Origin of the sequence: Erythrobacter sp. NE805 (assembly GCF_046452355.1) — a bacterium.
Classification (GTDB): Bacteria; Pseudomonadota; Alphaproteobacteria; order Sphingomonadales; family Sphingomonadaceae; genus Erythrobacter.
Genome location: NZ_JBKFDI010000001.1, coordinates 1,097,723 through 1,115,210 on the forward strand (window position 1 = coordinate 1,097,723; position 17,488 = coordinate 1,115,210).

At 69.7% G+C, this 17,488-nt stretch carries 17 protein-coding genes; 9 read left to right on the plus strand and 8 right to left on the minus strand.

Annotated features, from left to right (window positions below):
• The first annotated feature begins 72 nt into the window (after positions 1–72).
• The 6 genes from ACLBKU_RS05050 to ACLBKU_RS05075 all read left to right on the plus strand — a co-directional run bounded on the left by ACLBKU_RS05050 (position 73) and on the right by ACLBKU_RS05075 (position 5,269).
• Positions 73–357, plus strand: coding sequence for a hypothetical protein (locus ACLBKU_RS05050; RefSeq protein ID WP_410178442.1), 285 nt, complete (start codon positions 73–75; stop codon positions 355–357).
• On the plus strand, positions 354–614 hold the full coding sequence (locus tag ACLBKU_RS05055) for a hypothetical protein (RefSeq protein WP_410178443.1): 261 nt from the start codon (positions 354–356) through the stop codon (positions 612–614). Before ACLBKU_RS05050 ends, ACLBKU_RS05055 begins: the two co-directional genes overlap by 4 nt.
• Positions 615–657: 43 nt before the next feature.
• Positions 658–1,860 (plus strand): acyl-CoA dehydrogenase family protein, encoded by a 1,203-nt coding sequence (locus tag ACLBKU_RS05060; protein ID WP_410178444.1) that lies wholly within the window; start codon positions 658–660, stop codon positions 1,858–1,860.
• A gap of 1 nt (position 1,861) precedes the next feature.
• Positions 1,862–3,085: a CoA transferase gene (locus ACLBKU_RS05065; RefSeq protein ID WP_410178445.1), complete on the plus strand. Its 1,224-nt coding sequence runs from the start codon at positions 1,862–1,864 to the stop codon at positions 3,083–3,085.
• Positions 3,086–3,197: 112 nt separating this feature from the next.
• The gene (locus tag ACLBKU_RS05070; RefSeq protein ID WP_410178446.1) at positions 3,198–4,424 is read left to right on the plus strand and encodes an acetyl-CoA C-acetyltransferase; all 1,227 of its coding nucleotides are present in this window, start codon (positions 3,198–3,200) and stop codon (positions 4,422–4,424) included.
• Positions 4,421–5,269, plus strand: coding sequence for a MaoC family dehydratase N-terminal domain-containing protein (locus tag ACLBKU_RS05075; protein WP_410178447.1), 849 nt, complete (start codon positions 4,421–4,423; stop codon positions 5,267–5,269). Before ACLBKU_RS05070 ends, ACLBKU_RS05075 begins: the two co-directional genes overlap by 4 nt.
• Before the next feature lie 122 nt (positions 5,270–5,391).
• Here ACLBKU_RS05075 and ppk2 read toward each other — a convergent pair whose 3' ends face one another.
• Positions 5,392–6,165, minus strand: a complete 774-nt coding sequence (ppk2, locus tag ACLBKU_RS05080; RefSeq protein ID WP_410178448.1) for a polyphosphate kinase 2 — start codon at positions 6,163–6,165, stop codon at positions 5,392–5,394.
• 45 nt (positions 6,166–6,210) lie between these two features.
• On the opposite strand from ppk2, the gene phhA reads away from it, so the two are divergent.
• Positions 6,211–7,149, plus strand: a complete 939-nt coding sequence (phhA, locus tag ACLBKU_RS05085) for a phenylalanine 4-monooxygenase (protein ID WP_410178449.1) — start codon at positions 6,211–6,213, stop codon at positions 7,147–7,149.
• On the opposite strand, the gene ACLBKU_RS05090 is transcribed toward phhA, so the two are convergent.
• The 4 genes from ACLBKU_RS05090 to ACLBKU_RS05105 form a co-directional block, all read right to left on the minus strand.
• Positions 7,146–7,403 carry a hypothetical protein gene (locus tag ACLBKU_RS05090; protein WP_410178450.1) on the minus strand — a complete coding sequence of 86 codons (258 nt, stop codon included), beginning with the start codon at positions 7,401–7,403 and terminating at the stop codon, positions 7,146–7,148. The genes phhA and ACLBKU_RS05090 overlap by 4 nt on opposite strands.
• A 93-nt stretch (positions 7,404–7,496) precedes the next feature.
• Positions 7,497–8,300 carry an undecaprenyl-diphosphate phosphatase gene (locus ACLBKU_RS05095; protein ID WP_410178451.1) on the minus strand — a complete coding sequence of 268 codons (804 nt, stop codon included), beginning with the start codon at positions 8,298–8,300 and terminating at the stop codon, positions 7,497–7,499.
• 208 nt (positions 8,301–8,508) lie between these two features.
• Positions 8,509–10,683, minus strand: a complete 2,175-nt coding sequence (locus ACLBKU_RS05100; protein ID WP_410178452.1) for a M13 family metallopeptidase — start codon at positions 10,681–10,683, stop codon at positions 8,509–8,511.
• A gap of 257 nt (positions 10,684–10,940) precedes the next feature.
• On the minus strand, positions 10,941–12,809 hold the full coding sequence (locus ACLBKU_RS05105; protein WP_410178453.1) for an ABC transporter transmembrane domain-containing protein: 1,869 nt from the start codon (positions 12,807–12,809) through the stop codon (positions 10,941–10,943).
• A 179-nt stretch (positions 12,810–12,988) separates the two neighbouring features.
• Here ACLBKU_RS05105 and ACLBKU_RS05110 point away from each other — a divergent pair, with 179 nt between their 5' ends.
• On the plus strand, positions 12,989–14,227 hold the full coding sequence (locus tag ACLBKU_RS05110; protein ID WP_410178454.1) for a polyhydroxyalkanoate depolymerase: 1,239 nt from the start codon (positions 12,989–12,991) through the stop codon (positions 14,225–14,227).
• A 43-nt stretch (positions 14,228–14,270) separates the two neighbouring features.
• Here the strand turns inward: ACLBKU_RS05110 and ACLBKU_RS05115 are convergent, their stop codons facing one another.
• The 3 genes from ACLBKU_RS05115 to ung all read right to left on the minus strand — a co-directional run bounded on the left by ACLBKU_RS05115 (position 14,271) and on the right by ung (position 16,764).
• Positions 14,271–15,092 (minus strand): outer membrane protein, encoded by an 822-nt coding sequence (locus tag ACLBKU_RS05115; protein WP_410178455.1) that lies wholly within the window; start codon positions 15,090–15,092, stop codon positions 14,271–14,273.
• A gap of 203 nt (positions 15,093–15,295) precedes the next feature.
• Positions 15,296–16,078 (minus strand): enoyl-CoA hydratase, encoded by a 783-nt coding sequence (locus tag ACLBKU_RS05120; protein ID WP_410178456.1) that lies wholly within the window; start codon positions 16,076–16,078, stop codon positions 15,296–15,298.
• The gene (ung, locus tag ACLBKU_RS05125) at positions 16,078–16,764 is read right to left on the minus strand and encodes a uracil-DNA glycosylase (protein ID WP_410178457.1); all 687 of its coding nucleotides are present in this window, start codon (positions 16,762–16,764) and stop codon (positions 16,078–16,080) included. The genes ACLBKU_RS05120 and ung overlap by 1 nt, the downstream gene beginning before the upstream one ends.
• Before the next feature lie 82 nt (positions 16,765–16,846).
• Between ung and ACLBKU_RS05130 the strand changes: the two genes are divergently transcribed.
• Positions 16,847–17,467 carry a ribonuclease D gene (locus tag ACLBKU_RS05130; protein ID WP_410178458.1) on the plus strand — a complete coding sequence of 207 codons (621 nt, stop codon included), beginning with the start codon at positions 16,847–16,849 and terminating at the stop codon, positions 17,465–17,467.
• The last annotated feature ends 21 nt before the right edge of the window (positions 17,468–17,488 follow it).

The window sequence follows — 17,488 nt, forward strand, 5'->3', positions numbered from 1 at the left end:
TTGGCTAAACCGCTGGGCAAGCAGACGGAGCCGGCGAGGCTCCGCCCCCACCCCTGAGAGGAGAGACCCGATATGCGTAGCCTCAAGACCCTCGTCGTGCTGGCGGCCCCCGTGCTGATGCTCGCCGGCTGCGGCAGCGCCGATGACGCCTCGACCGAGGCGAGCGCCGACACCGTCGAGATGCCCGCCGACAGCGCGCTCGCGCCGGTCACCGACGCGCCGGTCGCCGATCCGACGGCGACCGCCACCGACACCGCCGCGCCCGAGGCGACCACCACCGAGACGGCCGATGCCGCCGCGAATGTCGCTGCCGCTGCAGCCGCCGCAGCCGAGGAAAGCCCGGCTCCGGCCGAGTGAGCCGCTGCCGCGTGCCGCTGCGCCCGACCCTTGCCGCCGCGCTCGCGCTCGCCTGCGCCCTCGCCGCCTGCGGCAGCGAGCGGGCGAGCGCGCCCGGCGAGGTCAGCCCGGGCGAGGCCAGGGCGCTCGAGGACGCCGCCTCGATGCTCGACGAGCGCAAGCTCCCGCCCGAGGCGATCCCCACCGACGCGCCGAGCGCCGCTCCCTCGGCTGCGCCCGCCGAAATGACAGGCGACACCGCGCCCGCGCAGCCCTAGGCCGCCCGGGCGCCGCGCCTTCTCCCTATCAAGGATTACGACGATGAACGCCCCCGCCACGCTCTCCGCCCCGCACAACGCCGGGATGGACGAGGAAACCTTCGAGCAGTTCGCCGAGCAGCTCACCCGCTATGTCCGCGAGCGGCTGATCCCCGCGGAAGCCCAGGTGATCGCCGACGACCGCATCCCCGAGGAGATCCTGAACGAGATGCGCGAGATGGGGCTGTTCGGCCTCTCCGTGCCCGAGGAGTACGGCGGCGCGGGGCTCAACATGACGCAATACGCCCGCGTCGTGAACATCATGGCCTATGCCGCGCCCGCCTATCGCTCGATCTTCTCGATCAACGTCGGGATGTTCGCGAGCGCGCTCAAGAACGGGGCGACCGAGGGCCAGAAGGCCGAGTGGTATCCGAAGATCGCGGAAGGGAAGATCGCCTGCTTCGGCCTCACCGAGCCGGGCTCGGGGAGCGATTCCGCCGGGCTCCAGACCACCGCCGTGCCCGATCCCGAAGGCAACGGCTGGATCCTCAACGGCACCAAGCGCTACATCACCAACGCCCCCCATGCCGATGTGGCCCTCATCATGGCGCGGACAGCCAAGGAGGCGCTGCCCAAGAACGCACACGTCAGCGCCTTCCTCGTGCCGATGGACTCGCCCGGCGTCTCGCGCGGCTCGCCGGACAAGAAGATGGGCCAGTCGGGCTCGCACATCTCCGACATCATGCTCGACGACGTGCGGGTGCCGGGTGACGCGCTGCTCGGCGGAGAGACCGGCAAGGGCTTTGTCTTCGCGATGAAGAGCCTCGACAACGGGCGCATTTCGGTCGGCGCGGCGGCGACCGGCTATGCCCGCCGGGCGCTCGATTCGGCGCTGCGCTATGCCAACGAGCGCAAGGCCTTCGGCGAGCCGATCGCCAACTTCCAGCTGATCCAGCAGATGCTCGCCGACAGCGAGATCGAGATCTATGCCGCAGAGAGCATGATGAAGGACGTGACCGCCCGCGCCGACCGGGGCGAGAACATCCTCGTCAAGGCCGCCGCCTTCAAGGTCTTCGCGTCCGAGATGTGCGGCCGGGTGGTCGACCGCGTGGTGCAGATTTACGGCGGCGCGGGCTACCTCGCCGAATACGACGCCGAGCGCTTCTTCCGCGACGCGCGCATCTACCGCATCTACGAGGGCACGACGCAGATCCTCCAGCTCCAGATCGCCAAGCACATGCTGCGCGAGTGGGCGGCCAACGCGTAAGATGTATCAACTTCTCAATGACCTCTCCATCGTCGAAGTCTCGAGCTTCGTCGCCTCGCCCACCGCGGGGCTCTATTGCGCGCAGATGGGCGCGGAGGTGATCCGCGTCGACCACAAGGCGGGCGGGCTCGATTACAACCGCTACATGCTCACCCGCGAGGGGCGCTCGCTCTCGTGGGAGAACTTGAACCGCGCCAAGAAGTCGGTGGCGCTCGACCTGCAATCCCCCGAGGGGCGCGAGCTGCTGGTCGAGTTGGCGAGCACGGTCGGCCAGTGCATCACCAACCTGCCCGAGCACAGCTTCCTCAGCCACGCCGCGATGCAGGCGAAGCGCGCCGACATGGTGAGCCTCAGGATCATGGGCTGGCACGACGGGCGGCAGGCGATGGACTTCACGGTGAACGCCGCCTCGGGTTACCCGCTGATGTGCGGGCCGGAGGAGTGGGACCCGGCCACCGCCCCGCCGGTCAACCAGGTGCTCCCCGCGTGGGACTTCATCACCGGGGCCTACGGCGCCTTCGCGATGCTCGCCGCGCTGCGCCACCGCGACCGCACGGGCGAGGGCAGCGAAGTGCGCCTGCCGCTGGGCGACGTCGCGATCGGGACGATGGCCAACGCCGGACTCATGGCCGAGGTGCTCTACCGCGGCGGTGACCGCGAGCGGCTCGGCAATGCGATCTGGGGCGCCTTCGGGCGGGATTTCCGCAGCAGGGACGGGGTGAGGTTCATGGTCGCCGCGCTGACGCCCAAGCAGTGGTCGGGGCTGGTGAAGGCCTTCGGGGTCGCGGACGGCATCGCCGCGCTCGAGGCCCGGCACGGTGTGCGCTTCGCCGATGGCGACACCCCGCGCTTCACCCATCGCCGCGCGCTGTTCGACCTGTTCCAGCAGGCGGCGGACGGCATGGACTACGCCGAGCTCGAAGCGCGCATGGCCGCCGAGGCCTGCACCTTCGAGCGCTACCGCACCGCCTACGAGGCGGCGAACGACCCGGTGCTGGTCGCGGAGAACCCGCTGTTCGGCCCCTCGCCTGCCAACCCGAGCGGGTTCGAATATCCTGCCACCCGAAGCTTCGCGAACCTGCCGGGCCGCGCGGCGGGCGACCCCCGGCCCGCGCCCTGTCTCGGCGAGCATTCCGAGGAGGTGCTGGCGGAGAAGCTCGGGCTGTCCTCGGGCGCGATCGGCAGGCTGGTCGACGCGGGGACGGTGGCGCTGAGCGACAAGTGACACCACACCCGTTCGTGTCGAGCGGTTGCGAAGCACTGCCGAAGGCAGAACTCGAGACACATCAGCACGAACGGTTCTCGACTGCGCTCGAACCGAATGGAGAGTAGAGATAATGACCAGACGCGCCGCCATCTGCACCCCCCTGCGCACCCCGGTGGGCAAGTTCCAGGGCGGTCTCGCCAGCCTCAATGCGGGCGAGCTTGGCGCGGTGATCCTCAAGGCGCTGATCGAGCGCAGCGGCATCGACCCGAGCCAAGTCGACGACGTCGTCTTCTCGCAGGGCTACGGCAATGGCGAGGCGCCCGCGATCGGCCACTGGAGCTGGCTGGCAGCGGGTCTGCCCATCGAGGTGCCGGGCTTCCAGCTCGACCGGCGCTGCGGATCGGGGGTGCAGGCGGTCGCGACCGCGGCGATGATGGTCGAGACCGGCATGGCCGACGTGGTGGTCGCGGGCGGGGTCGAATCGATGTCGAACGTCGAGCACTACACCCTCGCCGCGCGCGGGGGCGTGCGGATGGGCGACATGGTGCTCCACGACCGCCTCTCGCGGGGCCGGGTGATGAGCCAGCCGGTCGAGCGCTTCGGGGTCATCACCGGGATGATCGAGACGGCGGAGAATCTCGCCAAGGATTACGGCATCACCCGCGAACAGGCCGACGAATTCGCGGTCCGTTCGCACCAGAACGCCGCGCGCGCCTGGGCCGAGGGCAAGTTCGCCGAGCAGCTCGTCCCGGTCGCGATCCCGCAGCGGAAGGGCGACGCGATCATCTTCGACCACGACGAGGGCTACCGCGCCGACGCCAGCACGGAGACCCTCGGCAGGCTCGCCCCCATCGACCTCCGCCGCGACCCGCAAGCTATTGTAACGGCAGGCAATGCCAGCCAGCAGAACGACGCGGCGGCGGCCTGCCTGGTGGTTGCCGAGGACAAGCTCGAGGCGCTCGGCCTCACCCCGATGCTGTGGTTCGGCGGCTGGGCGGCGGCGGGCTGCGACCCGGCGCGCATGGGGATCGGCCCGGTCCCCGCTGTCGAGCGTCTCTTCGCGCGCCGGGGCTACAGCTGGGACGATATCGGGCTCGTCGAACTCAACGAGGCCTTCGCGCCGCAGGTGCTCGCAGTGCTCAAGGGGTGGGGCTGGTCCGAGGACGATTCGCGCCGCGAGATCCTCAACGTCAACGGCTCGGGCATCTCGCTCGGCCACCCCATCGGAGCTACGGGAGGGCGGATCCTTGCCGACATGGCGCACGAGATGCACCGGCGCGGGGTGCGCTACGGCCTTGAAACCATGTGCATCGGCGGCGGTCAGGGCATCGCCGCGGTGTTCGAGCTGGCCGCATGAGCTTCGAGGCGTGGATCGGGCGTGAGGCGCGCGCCAGGGACCGCCTCGACGAGGGGCTGGCCCACCGCTGGCTCGCCACCTTCGACTTGCCGCGCCCCCATCCGCCGGTCATGCCGCAGGGCATCCACTTCGCGCTGTGCACCCCCGAGGCGCCCTCGGCGGCGCTGGGGGAGGACGGGCATCCGGCGCGGGACGATACACCCCGGAGCTTCCTCCCGCCTTTCCCGCTGCCGCGCCGGATGTGGGCCTCGAGCAAGATCGCCTTCCACGCCCCCATCGCCATCGGCGCGGTGATCGAGCAGGTCAGCCGCATCGCCGCGATATCCGAGAAGCAGGGCTCGACCGGGCCGCTCGCCTTCGTCGATGTTGCACGTGAAACATTCGCCGATGGCACGCTGGCGGTGGTCGAGACCCAGTCTATCGTCTACCGGGAGGCGGCTGGCGGGGGTCTGGCGCTGTCTCCGCCCCCCTTAACCGAGGCGAGCTTCTCGCCCGATAGCTGGGAGGCGCACCGCACCCTCGTTCCCGACGCGCGGCTGCTGTTCCGCTACTCGGCGCTGACCTTCAACACCCACCGCATCCACTACGACGCGCCCTACGCCCGCGAGGTCGAGCGCTACCGCGGCCTCGTGGTGCATGGCCCGCTGATCGCGAGCCTGCTGCTGCAACTGGCAGCGCGCGAACTCGGCGAGAACCGCTTGCGGAGCTTCGCCTTCCGCGGCCTCTCGCCTGCCATCGCCGGCGAGCCGCTGCACCTCGTCATGCGCAATGGCGAGGCGGGTTACGACCTCGCCGCCTTCGCCGAGGACGGCCGGCAGGTGACGCAGGCGAGCGCGGGGGTCTGAACCTTCGTCATTGCGAGGAAGGTCGAACCTGCTCGACCTGACGAAGCAATCCATGGCCGGCGCTCGCGAGGGCAGGACCGGGGCAATGGATCGCCGCGTCGCTGCGCTCCTCGCGATGACGACTAGACTTCGAAGTCCTTGATCGGCTTCAGCATCCCATAACTCTCCTTGACCGGCGCGCGGCCCAAGTCGGGGAAGTCGATCGCCTCGGGCGCCTCGTGCGTGTCGGGAACCCGCGAGAGGAGGTCGCGGATCAGGGTCAGGCGCCCGCGCCGCTGGTCGTTGAAGTCGACCAGCGTCCAGGGCGCGTGGCGGGTGTGGGTCGCCTTCAGCATCGCCTCGCGCGCCTTGGTGTAGGCATCGTACTGGTGACGTGCGGCAAGGTCGACCGGCGACAGCTTCCAGCGCTTCAGCGGGTCCTCGAGCCGCTCGCGCAGGCGCGCTTCCTGCTCGCTCTGGTCGGCCGCGAGCCAGTACTTGAAGAGCAGGATACCGTCCTCGACGAGCAGCTTCTCGAACTTCGGCGCGGCCTTGAGGAAGGCGGCGACTTCGGCCTCGCTGGCATAGCCCATCACCTTCTCGACCCCGGCGCGGTTGTACCAGCTGCGGTCGAAGAGCACGATCTCGCCCGCGGCGGGGAGGTGCGCGACGTAGCGCTGGAAGTACCACTGGCTCGTCTCCGCCTCGGTCGGCCTGGGCAGCGCCACGGTGCGGCACTGGCGCGGGTTGAGGGCATGGCGCACCGCGCCGATCGCGCCGCCCTTGCCCGCGGTGTCGCGCCCCTCGAAGAGCACCACGATCCGCGCGCCGGTCAGCTTCGCCCAGCGCGCCATGCTGACCAGCTCCAATGTCAGCGGTTCGAGCGCCGCCTCGTATTCCTTGCGCTTCATCCCCATCGGCGTTTGTCCTCACCGCAAAAGAATAGTATCAACTGAAACCATATGGACAGGCTCGCAGACCCCCGCCCCGATTTCGCCACCCTGCCAGACATGGCGGAGGATGTCTTCACCGCGCCGCTCGCGCGCCCCGCGCACGTCGGCGCGGACTGGCTCGAGCCCGCGCAGACCGCCTACACGGCCGAGGACAACAAGGTGTGGGACGACCTCTTCGCGCGGCAGATGGAGGTGCTCCCCGGCCGCGCGTGCAGCGCCTTCCTCGCGGGGCTCGACAAGCTCGACCTGTCGCGCGGGGGCATCCCGGAGTTCGGGGCGCTGTCGGAGGAGCTCGGCGCGCTCACCGGGTGGAGCGTCGTGCCGGTGCCGATGCTGATTCCCGACCACGTGTTCTTCTGGCACCTCGCCAACCGGCGCTTCCCGGCGGGGAACTTCATCCGCACGCGCGAGTGCCTGGACTACATCGAGGAGCCCGACGTCTTCCACGACGTGTTCGGTCACGTGCCGATGCTCACCGACCCCACCTATGCCGACTACATGCAGGAATATGGCCGCGCCGGGTGGAAGGCGATGCGCTACAACCGGCTGAAGGCGCTGGGGGCGCTCTACTGGTACACGGTCGAGTTCGGGCTGATCGAGGAGGCGGGAAGCGTGCGCGCCTACGGGGCAGGGATTCTCTCCGGCCCGACCGAGGCGCGGTTCGCGGTGGAGGCCGAGAGCCCCAACCGGATCATGCTCAACGTCGACCGGGTGATGCGCACCGACTACGTCATCAGCGACCTGCAACCGACCTATTTCGTGATCGAGAGCTTCGCCGATCTCTACCGCCAGACGGTCGAGCGCGACTTCGACCGGCTCTACCGCAGCCTGCCGGCGGGCTTCACCTATGCGAACTCTGCGGTGATCGATGTCGACAACGTGCTGCACCGGGGGACGCAGGAGTATCACCTGCGCGGCGGGCGCGGCAGCGGGGCGAGGCCGGTCTAGGCTCTCACAAGTCGGCGCGCGATGGCGTGATACAGCACCAGCGCCGCCCCCGTCGCGGCAAGCGCTATGCCGAGGCTGACCAGCGAGAGGCTGCCGATCATCGTTCCGTCATTGGCGATCTCGCCCGCCACCACCGAGACGAGGAGGCCCAATGCCATCTGGCGCAGGATGTCGCCCGGCGCCTCGGTCCGCGCGAGGATCGAGGCCAGCCAGCCCAGACTTGCCCCCAACACGATCAGCACCAGCAACGCCATTTCTTCAAGTCTCCGGGGAGGGAGGGCTCGCATGGTGCGAGCCTGTCCCCCTCCAATGAGCGGGGCCGCAAGCGGTTCCGGCGAATGTGACGCTTATCCGAGGGTCAGCCAGGCGAGGCCCGCGGCGCCGAGCATGATGCGGTACCAGGCGAAGGGTGCGAAGCCGACGCGGGTGATGATCGTGACGAAGGCCTTCACCACCACCAGCGCGGTCACGAAGCCCACCGCGGAGCCGATCGCGATCAGCTCGAAATCGTGCCCCGTCAGCCCCCCGCCCTGCTTGTAGAGCTGGTAGACGGTCGCCCCCGAGAGGGTCGGGACGGCGAGGAAGAAGCTGAACTCGGCCGCGGTCTTGCGGTCGACCCCGAAGGCCATCGCCCCGAGGATCGTCGCGCCCGAGCGGCTCACCCCCGGGATCATCGCGAGGCACTGGACGAGGCCGACGAGGATCGCGGTCCGCAATGGCACGCCCGCGACCCCCGGCCCGGTCGCGGGCGGGTTCGCCCAGCGCTCGATGGCGAGGATCGCGACCCCGCCCACGATCAGCGTCCAGCACACCAGCACCGCGTTGCCGAGCATCGTCTCGATGATGTCCCCGAAGGCGAGGCCGAGGATCACCGCCGGGAAGAAGGCGACGAGGATGTTGCGCACGAAGGCGAGCGCGCCCTGCTCGAGGCCGAACAGGCCCTTGGCCACGTCCCAGAAGGTCCGCCAGTAGAGCACCACGATGGCGAGGATCGCGGCCGGCTGGATGGCGATGTTGAACACCTCCCAGTCGGCCTGGTCGAATCCGAGCAGCTCGGTCGCGAGGATCAGGTGCCCGGTCGAGGAGACGGGGAGGAACTCGGTCAGGCCCTCGAGGATGCCGAGGAGGATGGCGGCCAGCGTGTCGGTCATAGCGGCGGTGCTTCGACGAGCGCGGGGGGAGTGTCAAACCGAAAAGGCCCGCCCCACATCGGGAGCGGGCCTCCGAGGCGCACGCCGCTCGGCCCGCCTTGGGACGGGCCGCGAGCGCACGCGCGCGAGCCGCAGGCGCTCAAGCCCGCAGGGCTTGAAGCTGCGCCGAGGACGTGCCCGCGGAGGCGGGCACGCAAACAGGAAGGTCTCACCAGATGCGCACGCGCTCCTCGGGCGGGAGGTAGAGCTTGTCGCCCGGCTTCACGCCAAAGGCCTCGTACCATTCGTCGAGGTTCCGGACGACGCCATTGACCCGGTATTCCTCGGGGCTGTGGCTGTCGGTGCGCAGGCGGTTCCTGTAGTTCTCCTCGCGCTGGGTCGAGCGCCACACCTGCGCCCAGGCGAGGAAGAAGCGCTGGTCGCCGGTGAGGCCGTCGATCACCGGGACCTCCTTGCCCTTCGTGGCGAGCTTGTAGGCGCGCCAGGCCATGCTGAGCCCGCCGACGTCGCCGATGTTCTCGCCGAGCGTCAGGCGCCCGTTGACGCAGGTCTTGCCCTCATCGAGCGGGCAGAAGGCGTTGTACTGCGCCACCAGCCGGTCGCCGAGCTTGTCGAAGGCGGCGCGGTCGGCGTCGGTCCACCAGTTGCGCAGGGCGCCGCTCGCGTCGGACTTCGAGCCCTGGTCGTCGAAGCCGTGGCCGATCTCGTGCCCGATCACGCCCCCGATTGCGCCGTAGTTCACCGCGATGTCGTTGGAGAGCGCGAAGAACGGCTGCTGGAGGATGCCGGCGGGGAAGACGATCTCGTTCTTTACCGGGTTGTAGTAGGCGTTGACCGTCTGCGGCAGCATCCCCCACTCGGTGCGGTCGACCGGCGCGCCGAGCTTGGCGACATTGTCGGCCTGCGCCCAGGCGGCGGCGGCCATGCGGTTGGCGAGCGGGTTGCCGGGGCTGATCGCGAGGCCCTCGTAGGTCTCGAGATTGGGGCGGTAGCCGATCTTCGGGTCGAAGCTCGCGAGCTTGGCATGGGCCTCGGCCTTGGTGGCGGGGCTCATCCACCTGATCTCGTCGATCGATTGCCCCAGCGACCTGCGCAGGTTCGCGACCAGTTCGTCCATCGCCGCCTTGTTCTCGGGCGGGAAGTAGCGCGCGACATATTCCTTGCCGACCAGCTCGCCGATCAGGCTCTCGGTCTCGCCGATCGCGCGCTTCCAGCGCGGGCGCTGTTCGGGGGTGCCGGTCAGGGTCTTGCCGTAGAAGGCGAAGCGCGCGTCGTCGAAGCGCCTGGGGAGGACCGCGGCGTTCGACGAGAGGAACTCCTTGACCATCCACGCCTGCAAGGTCGCGGGCGCCGTCTCGCCGAGCAGCGCGAACATCCCCGGCAGGCCGCTCCCGGTCTTGGCGCGGGTCGCCGGGTCGAGCCTGTTCTTCGCGACCGCCGCGTCGCTCAGGGGCATCAGGCTGACGAGGAAGCCGGGGCTCTTGGCGATCCCGATCTTCCACATCATCGCGGCGACCGGCACCTTGCCGGCGATCGCGTTCAACTCCTCGGCGGTCAGCAGGTTGTAGGTGAGGTCGCGGTTGCGCCGCACCGCGCGGTCCCAGGCGATGCCGCGGGCGATGCCGTCCTCGAAGGCGTAGACCGCCTCGGCCGCCGCGGCGGGGTCGGCATAGCCCGCCTCGCCGAGCAGGAAGGCGAGATAGGCCTTGTACCTGGCCTGGATCGCGCGGCCCTTCTCGGTGGTGTCGAGGTAGTAGTCGCGGTCGGGCAGGCCGAGCCCGCCGAAGCCGACGCTGGCGATCTGGCGGTCGGGCTGCTTGGCGTCGATGGTGACGCCCGCGCTCACCGGGCTGGCGAAGCCCGGCTCGGCCCACAGCATCGCCAGCTGGTCGAGCGTGGTCGCGGCAAAGATACGGTCGAGATAGGGCCGCGCCGGGGCGAGGCCCGCCCGCTCGATCGCTTCGGTGTCGAGGAAGCTGCGGTAGGTGTCGAGGATGCGGCGCTCGTCGCCCGAGAGGCTCGCGGGGTCCTTCGCGGCGAGCTCGTCCATCAGCGCCTTGACGTCGGCGGTGCTCTTCTCGCCGAGCAGCACGAAGGCGCCGATCCGACTGAACTCGGCCGGCAACGGGTTGGCGTCGATCCAGCGCTTGTTGGCATAGGCGTTGAAGTCGTCGCCGGGCTTCACGTCGGTGGCGAGATAGCCGGGGTCGAAGCCCCACTTGCCGAAGCTGATCGTCGGCAGCGGCGCGGCGGTGACCGAGGCGGGCGAGCCTTGCGCGAGGGTGTCGGTGCCCTCCTCGTGGCCGTGGCCGTCGTCGGCGAAGGCGGGGCTCGCCAGCGCGAACAGGCTCGCCCCGAAGAGGGCAGCGGTCTTGTGGATCATGTGATTCGCGAGTCCCTGAGAATGGCGCCAGAATGGCGGCGGCGCGTCACACTAACGTCACACAAGGCGAAGGGTTGCGCTTCGTCGAGCACCAGCGCGGTTCGTCGATTGGGAAGCGGTCGTTTGGCGGCCACCTTCGGTGGCGCAGACCACCCACCCCGCCTCCCCACCCGGCCACCAATGATACCATCAGACTATGGTGGCCGGGTGGGGAGGCGGGGCGGGTGGTCTGCGGTTCGCGCCAGCGAACCCTGCAATCAGGCCGCGTCCGCCGCGAATTGCAGCCTTGCCAGCCGCGCATAAAGCCCGCCCGCCTTGCTCAGCGCCTCGTGGGTGCCCTGTTCGACGATCCGGCCCTCGTCGAGCACCACGATGCGGTCGGCGGCGCGGACGGTGGCGAGGCGGTGGGCGATGACCAGCGTGGTGCGGTCCTTCATCAGCCCGTCCAAGGCCTGCTGGACGAGCTGCTCGCTCTCGGCATCCAATGCGCTGGTCGCCTCGTCGAGGAGCAGGATCGGCGCGTCGCGCAGCAGCGCGCGGGCGATCGCGACGCGCTGCTGCTGCCCGCCCGAGAGCTGGGTGCCGCCCTCGCCCAGATAGGTGTCGAGCCCGTTGGGCAGCGCGCGCAGGAAGCTCTCGGCATTGGCGGCGCGGGCGGCCTGCCAGATGTCGGCGTCGGTGGCGTCCCACCGGCCGTAACGCAGGTTGTCGCGGGCGTTGGCGCTGAACAGCACCCCGTCCTGCGGCACGAGCGCGATGCGCGCGCGGATCTCGGCCGGGTCGGCGCTGGTGAGCGGCACGCCGTCGAGGCGGATGGTCCCGACCTGCGGGTCGTAGAAGCGCTCGACCAGCTGGAAGATCGTCGACTTGCCCGCGCCCGAGGGGCCGACGATGGCGACGGTCTCGCCCGGCTCGATCTCGAGGGTAAAGTCCTTGAGCGCCGCGGTCTCGGGGCGCGCTGGGTAGCGGAAGGAGACGTTGCGGAAGGAGAGGCTGCCGCGCGCCGGAACGGGCAGGCGCTCGGGCCGCGCCGGCGGGGCGATGTCGGGCTTCGCCTGGAGCAGTTCGGCAAGCCGGCTCGCCGCGCCCGCGCCGCGCAGGAGGTCGCCATAGACCTCGGTGAGCGCGCCGAGCGCCCCGGCCACGAGACCGCCGGTGAGCACGAAGGCGGCGATGGTGCCGCCGCTGATCTCGCCCGCCGCGACCGCCAGCGCGCCGCGCCACATGACGAGGACGATGCCGCCGAACACCAGCAGGATGACGAGCGTCGTCATCGCCGCGCGCAGCAGGATGCGGCGCTTGGCGGTGGCGAAGGTGCTCTCCACCACGCCCGCGAAGCGCTCGCCCTCGCGCCGCTCCTGCCCGAAGCTCTGCACGATCTTCATCGCCGAGAGCACCTCGGTGACATAGGCGCCGACGTCGGCGATGCGGTCCTGCGAGGTGCGCGAGACGGTGCGGATCTTGCGCCCGAAATAGACGATCGGGAGGATCACCAGCGGGATGCCGACGAGCAGGCCGAGGGTCAGCTGCGGGGCGAGGAAGACGAGGAACCCGACCCCGCCGATGCCGGTCAGCGTGTTCCTGAGCGCGACCGAGACGGTCGTGCCGACCACGTTCTCGATCACCGCGGTGTCGGAGGTCATCCGGCTCGAGATCTCCTTGGGGCTGTTCACCTCGTAGAAGCCGGGCGAGAGGCGCAGCAGGTTCTCCTGCACCTTCAGACGGATGTCGGCGACCACCCGCTCGCCGAGCCAGCTCACGAAGTAGAAGCGCAGCGCCGTGCCGATGCCGAGGATCAGCACGATCATCAGCAGGTATTCGAAGGCGTGGCCGATCTGCGCGGGGTTGGCGCGGCCGGAGAAGGCCTCGTCGATGATGACCTTGAAGCGGTAGGGGATTGCCAGCGTCGCCGCCGAGGTGATGACGAGGGCGATCAGCGCCAGCGCGATCTCGCGCGGGTACTGGATCGCGGTGCCGAACACCATCCGCAAGGGGGCGAGGCTGCGCGCCCTGGGCGCGGGCTCGGCGGCGGGGGCGTCGGCGGCGGGCAGCGCCTCGGGGCTCGCGGGCGGCGTGTCGTCCTCGGGGGTGCCGGAAGGGTCGTGCGGGGGGGTGTCGCCGTGCATGATCGCAGCGCTCTAAACCGCCCGGCAGGCAAATTCACGTGCAAAAAGCGGCGACGTGGAAGCACGGCGGGTCGGTCGGTATACAATTGTGCGTTGCACAATGCGCTGCGAAGGCGCATCTGTCGGGGCAAGGCGCCAGGGGATAAGGCGCCGGAGAGTTCGTCGCCCAGAGGAAACCGATGCTTTATCATGCCTATGAGCTCCAGCGCAGCTGGATGAACAGCGCCAGCGCGCTCGCCTCGATCAGCGCCGGGATGCTGTCGAACCCCGCCAATCCGCTGTCCGCCTTCGGCATGGGACCGCTCGCCGCCAGCGCGCTCGACGTCTTCGCCCATGCGACGGCGCATTACGGCAAGCCGGCGTTCGGCATCAGCGAGGTGCAGATCGACGGCAAGCCGCACGCGGTGACGCAATCGACCGTGATGAAACGCCCCTTCGGCGACCTCCTGCGCTTCCGGGTCGAGGGCGCCCCGGCGGACCGCCCGCGCCTCCTGATCGTCGCGCCGATGAGCGGCCACTACGCGACGCTCCTGCGCGGCACGGTCGAGCGGATGCTCGAGGCGTGCGAGGTGTTCATCACCGACTGGGCCGATGCCAAGATGGTCCCGGCGAGTGCGGGCAAGTTCGATCTCGACGATTACATCGACTATCTCATGGACTTCGCCGAGCACGTCCATTCCGAGGCAAACGGCCAGCGCATCCACATGATGGCGGTGTGCCAGCCCTCGGTCCCGGCCTTCGCCGCGACCGCCCTCCTCAACCTCCACAAGTCGCCCGCGACCCCCGCGACGCTCACCATGATGGGCGGCCCGATCGACACCCGCGAGTGCCCGACGGTGGTCAACAACATGGCGATGCAGCGCCCGATCGCGTGGTTCCGCCAGTCGGTGATCGCGACGGTGCCGATGAAGTACCCGGGCGCGGGGCGGCGGGTCTATCCGGGCTTCATGCAGCTCTCGGCGTTCATGAGCATGAACCTCTCGAGCCACATGATGAGCCATTACGAGATGTTCAAGCACCTCACCGTCGGCGACGAGGAAAGCGCGCAGGCGACCAAGGATTTCTACGACGAATACCGCTCGGTGTGCGACATGACCGCCGAGTTCTACCTCCAGACGGTCGAGGAGGTGTTCCAGAAGCACTCGATCCCCAAGGGCGAGTTCCGCCACAAGGGCGAGCTCGTCGACATCACGCAGATCACCGACACCGCGCTGCTCGCCATCGAGGGCGAGCGCGACGATATCTCGGGGCTGGGGCAGACGAAAGCGGCGCTTAAGCTGACCCCGAACCTCGCCGACGACAAGAAGCGCTACTACATGGCCGAGGGCGCCGGGCACTACGGCATCTTCAACGGCTCGCGCTGGCGCACCAAGGTCGCGCCAGTGGTCGAGCAGTGGATCGCCGCCCACGCGGGGTGACGGCAACGGGGGCGACCGCTGGCCGCCCCCGCGCCGGTGGTGGTCAGAAGCGGAAAGTGACCACCGCCTTCACGGTCTGGATGTCGAAATTGTCGCCCGCGCGGCGGAAGTCGACGCCGTTCGCCAGGACGAAGGGGTTGGTCGCGCCCGCGGTGCCCTGGCCGACGCGGATCAGCGTGTCGTCCGCGCCGTAGCCGGTGTAGAGATACTCGACGCCGAGCGAGAAATTGGTGCCGAGCTTCTGCTCGATCCCCGCGCCGAGCTGATAACCCCAGGTCTCGTCGTCCTCGAGCACAGTGAAGGCGTTGGCCGTGTTGCTGGTCTCGAAGGACTGGTCGAGCTTGGCATAGGCAACGCCGCCCGTCGCGTAGATCAGGGTCTTCTCGGCGGGGGTGAACCCTGCGCGCAGGCGCAGTGCGGCGGTGTAGTCGATCTCGCGGGTCATGGTGTAGAACGCCGGGGTGGTGCTGAACGCCGCCACCGAGTCCCTGAGGTCCGCGGTGCCGACCTCGGCCACCGCGCCGAGCACGAAGGTGCCCATCTGGCTGTCATAGCCGAACCGTCCGGCGAAGGTCACGCCGTCGGAATCGCTGCGGCAATTGCTGTTCTGCGGCGAAGTCGCCGCGCCGCCGCAGAAGCCCGGCGAGAAGGCGTTGGCCCCGGCGGCGGTGGTCACCGTCTCGCCGAAGGTGCCGTCCGAGCCGCGGTCGAAGCTGATGCTTTCGCCGCTGTCGCCGGCCTGGAAGTCGTATCCGACCGAGGCGCCGGCGTAGAAGCCGTCGAATGCGTCCTCGGACTGGGCCTGGGCTGCGGCCGGCACGGCGACGAGGACAGCCGACAGGGCGGCGAGCGAGAGTGCTTTCATGAGGATCTCCGGCATTGCGTTGCATGTCCCAGCCTCGCTGGGGCGACGGAGCGGGGTGGCACCGCCCGGGTCGACAGCAATGCAGCCCCCTCCCTCGCTTCGAAGATACGAGAACTTGCAGATATCGGATGCACGCGGCCGGCGGAGTTTTTCGCGATCACAACAGGATCGCGGCCGCGGGCGGGGCTTGCGGGGTTTGGCGCCTAGGCCTGCCCCCGCCCGCGCTCCTGCACCGCAGCGCGGCGGGCCTCGACCTCCTCGGGAGCAACCGCGCTGTTGGCGGCGCTTGACCGCTGTGCCTCGAGCGCCAGCCCCTCGCCGAAGCTTTGGGCGTAGCCGTCGTCGATGAGGCGCTTGTAGCCCGCGAGGAAGGCGGGATCGATACTCGCCATGTCGCCCGCCAGCTTGCGGGCGAGGGGGAGCAGTTCCTCCGGCGCGACGACGTGATTGACCAGCCCCCAGGCATGGGCCGTCGCTGCGTCGAGGAAGTTGCCGGTGAAGGCGAGTTCCTTGGCGCGGGCAATGCCGATCATCCGCGAGAGCTTCTGCGACAGGCCCCAGCCGGGCACGATCCCGACCCGCGCATGGGTGTCGGCGAAGCGCGCGCTGGTGCTCGCCACCAGCACGTCGCAGGCGAGCGCGACCTCGAAGCCGCCGGTGATCGCGACGCCGTTGATCGCGCCGATCACCGGCTTCCTGCACAGCTCGATCGCCTTGACCGGGTTGTCGGCCGGGTCGGTGGCATTGGCGCTGCCGAGCGCGCCTTCCTCGCTGCCCAGCTCCTTGAGGTCGAGCCCCGCGGTGAAGGCCCGCTCCCCCGCGCCGGTGAGGATCACCGCGCGCGCGCTCTCGTCCGCGTCCACCGCGCGCATCACCTCGGCGAGCCGCTTCCTCAGCGCCCGGTTCAGGGCGTTCATCGCCTGCGGGCGGTTGAGGGTGACGGTGGCGATGCCGTCCACCACGTCGAGCAGGATCACGTCGTCCATCACAATCTCCAGTCGATGGTGCCGCGCCCGTTGGCCTCGAGGAATTCATTGGCCCGGCTGAAGGGCCGCGAGCCGAAGAAGCCGTTGTGCGCCGATAGCGGGCTCGGGTGGGCCGAGGCCACTATCAGATGGTGGGAGGCCCGCCCGAGCGCCGGAACGCGGCTCGCCTTCTTGCGCGCGTGGCTGCCCCACAGGATGAACACCGTCGGCGCCTCGCGCGCCGCGACCGCCGCGACGCAGGCGTCGGTCACCGCGTCCCAGCCGCGCCCGGCATGGCTCCCCGCCAGCCCCGCCTCGACGGTCAGCGTGTTGTTGAGCAGCAGCACGCCCTGCCGCGCCCAGGGCGAGAGGTCGCCGCTCGCGGGGCGGGGCAGGCCGAGGTCGCTCTCCAGCTCCTTGTAGATGTTGACGAGGCTCGGCGGCGGCTTCACCCCGGCCTGCACCGAGAAGGCGAGGCCGTGCGCCTGCCCCTCGCCGTGGTAGGGGTCCTGCCCGAGGATCACGCAGCGCACCGCCTCGAGCGGCGTCAGCGCCAGCGCCGCGAGCCGCGTCCCGCGCGGCGGATAGACCCGCTTGCCCGCCGCCTCCTCGGCCGTCAGCCACCCGCCGAGCCTGCGCGCCTCGCGGCTCGCGAGCACCGGCTCAAGCACCGCGCGCCAGCTTTCGGGGATGGTCTCGGTTCCCATGATCGCGAAGCCTATACGCGCCGGCGCGGATCGGGCCACCGCCCCCTTCCCCTCTTTCCCCAATGCGCGTAGGGCGTGCGCCATGGCTGTGCATTTTCACGAAGAAGACCTCCCCGCCGGCGTGCTCACCGGATCGAGTGCGATCGCGGTCGATACCGAGACGATGGGCCTCGTCACCCACCGCGACCGGCTGTGCGTGGTGCAGCTTTCCGACGGCAGCGGCGACGAGCACCTCGTGCGCTTCGCCCCCGGCAGCGCCTACGACGCGCCGAACCTCACGGCGGTGCTCGGCGATCCCTCGCGCGAGAAGATCTACCACTTCGCGCGCTTCGATCTCGCCGCGATCCATCACTATCTGGGCGTGATGGCGGGGCCGGTGTTCTGCACCAAGATCGCCTCCAAGCTGGTGCGCACCTACACCGACCGGCACGGGCTCAAGAACCTCGTCGAGGAGCTGCTGGGAGAGTCGATCTCCAAGCAGCAGCAGTCCTCCGACTGGGGCGGGCCGGTGCTCTCCGAGGCGCAGCGCGACTACGCCGCGAGCGACGTGCGCTATCTCCACCGCCTGCGCGACGAGCTGACCCTCCGGCTGGAACGCGAGGGGCGCACCGCCATCGCGCAGGCGTGCTTCGCCTTCCTCCCCACCCGCGCGCTGCTCGACATCGCCGGCTGGGCCGAGCACGACATCTTCAGCCACATGTAAGGTCGCAGGCGGCAAAGAGCG

Coding starts and splice junctions, on each gene's coding strand:
- ACLBKU_RS05050 (WP_410178442.1), top strand. CDS start 73: ATGCGTAGCCTCAAGACCCTCGTCGTGCTGGCGGCCCCCGTGCTGATG.
- ACLBKU_RS05060 (WP_410178444.1), top strand. CDS start 658: ATGAACGCCCCCGCCACGCTCTCCGCCCCGCACAACGCCGGGATGGAC.
- ACLBKU_RS05065 (WP_410178445.1), top strand. CDS start 1,862: ATGTATCAACTTCTCAATGACCTCTCCATCGTCGAAGTCTCGAGCTTC.
- ACLBKU_RS05070 (WP_410178446.1), top strand. CDS start 3,198: ATGACCAGACGCGCCGCCATCTGCACCCCCCTGCGCACCCCGGTGGGC.
- ACLBKU_RS05075 (WP_410178447.1), top strand. CDS start 4,421: ATGAGCTTCGAGGCGTGGATCGGGCGTGAGGCGCGCGCCAGGGACCGC.
- ppk2 (WP_410178448.1), bottom strand. CDS start 6,165: ATGGGGATGAAGCGCAAGGAATACGAGGCGGCGCTCGAACCGCTGACA.
- phhA (WP_410178449.1), top strand. CDS start 6,211: ATGGACAGGCTCGCAGACCCCCGCCCCGATTTCGCCACCCTGCCAGAC.
- ACLBKU_RS05090 (WP_410178450.1), bottom strand. CDS start 7,403: ATGGCGTTGCTGGTGCTGATCGTGTTGGGGGCAAGTCTGGGCTGGCTG.
- ACLBKU_RS05095 (WP_410178451.1), bottom strand. CDS start 8,300: ATGACCGACACGCTGGCCGCCATCCTCCTCGGCATCCTCGAGGGCCTG.
- ACLBKU_RS05100 (WP_410178452.1), bottom strand. CDS start 10,683: ATGATCCACAAGACCGCTGCCCTCTTCGGGGCGAGCCTGTTCGCGCTG.
- ACLBKU_RS05105 (WP_410178453.1), bottom strand. CDS start 12,809: ATGCACGGCGACACCCCCCCGCACGACCCTTCCGGCACCCCCGAGGAC.
- ACLBKU_RS05110 (WP_410178454.1), top strand. CDS start 12,989: ATGCTTTATCATGCCTATGAGCTCCAGCGCAGCTGGATGAACAGCGCC.
- ACLBKU_RS05115 (WP_410178455.1), bottom strand. CDS start 15,092: ATGAAAGCACTCTCGCTCGCCGCCCTGTCGGCTGTCCTCGTCGCCGTG.
- ACLBKU_RS05120 (WP_410178456.1), bottom strand. CDS start 16,078: ATGGACGACGTGATCCTGCTCGACGTGGTGGACGGCATCGCCACCGTC.
- ung (WP_410178457.1), bottom strand. CDS start 16,764: ATGGGAACCGAGACCATCCCCGAAAGCTGGCGCGCGGTGCTTGAGCCG.
- ACLBKU_RS05130 (WP_410178458.1), top strand. CDS start 16,847: ATGGCTGTGCATTTTCACGAAGAAGACCTCCCCGCCGGCGTGCTCACC.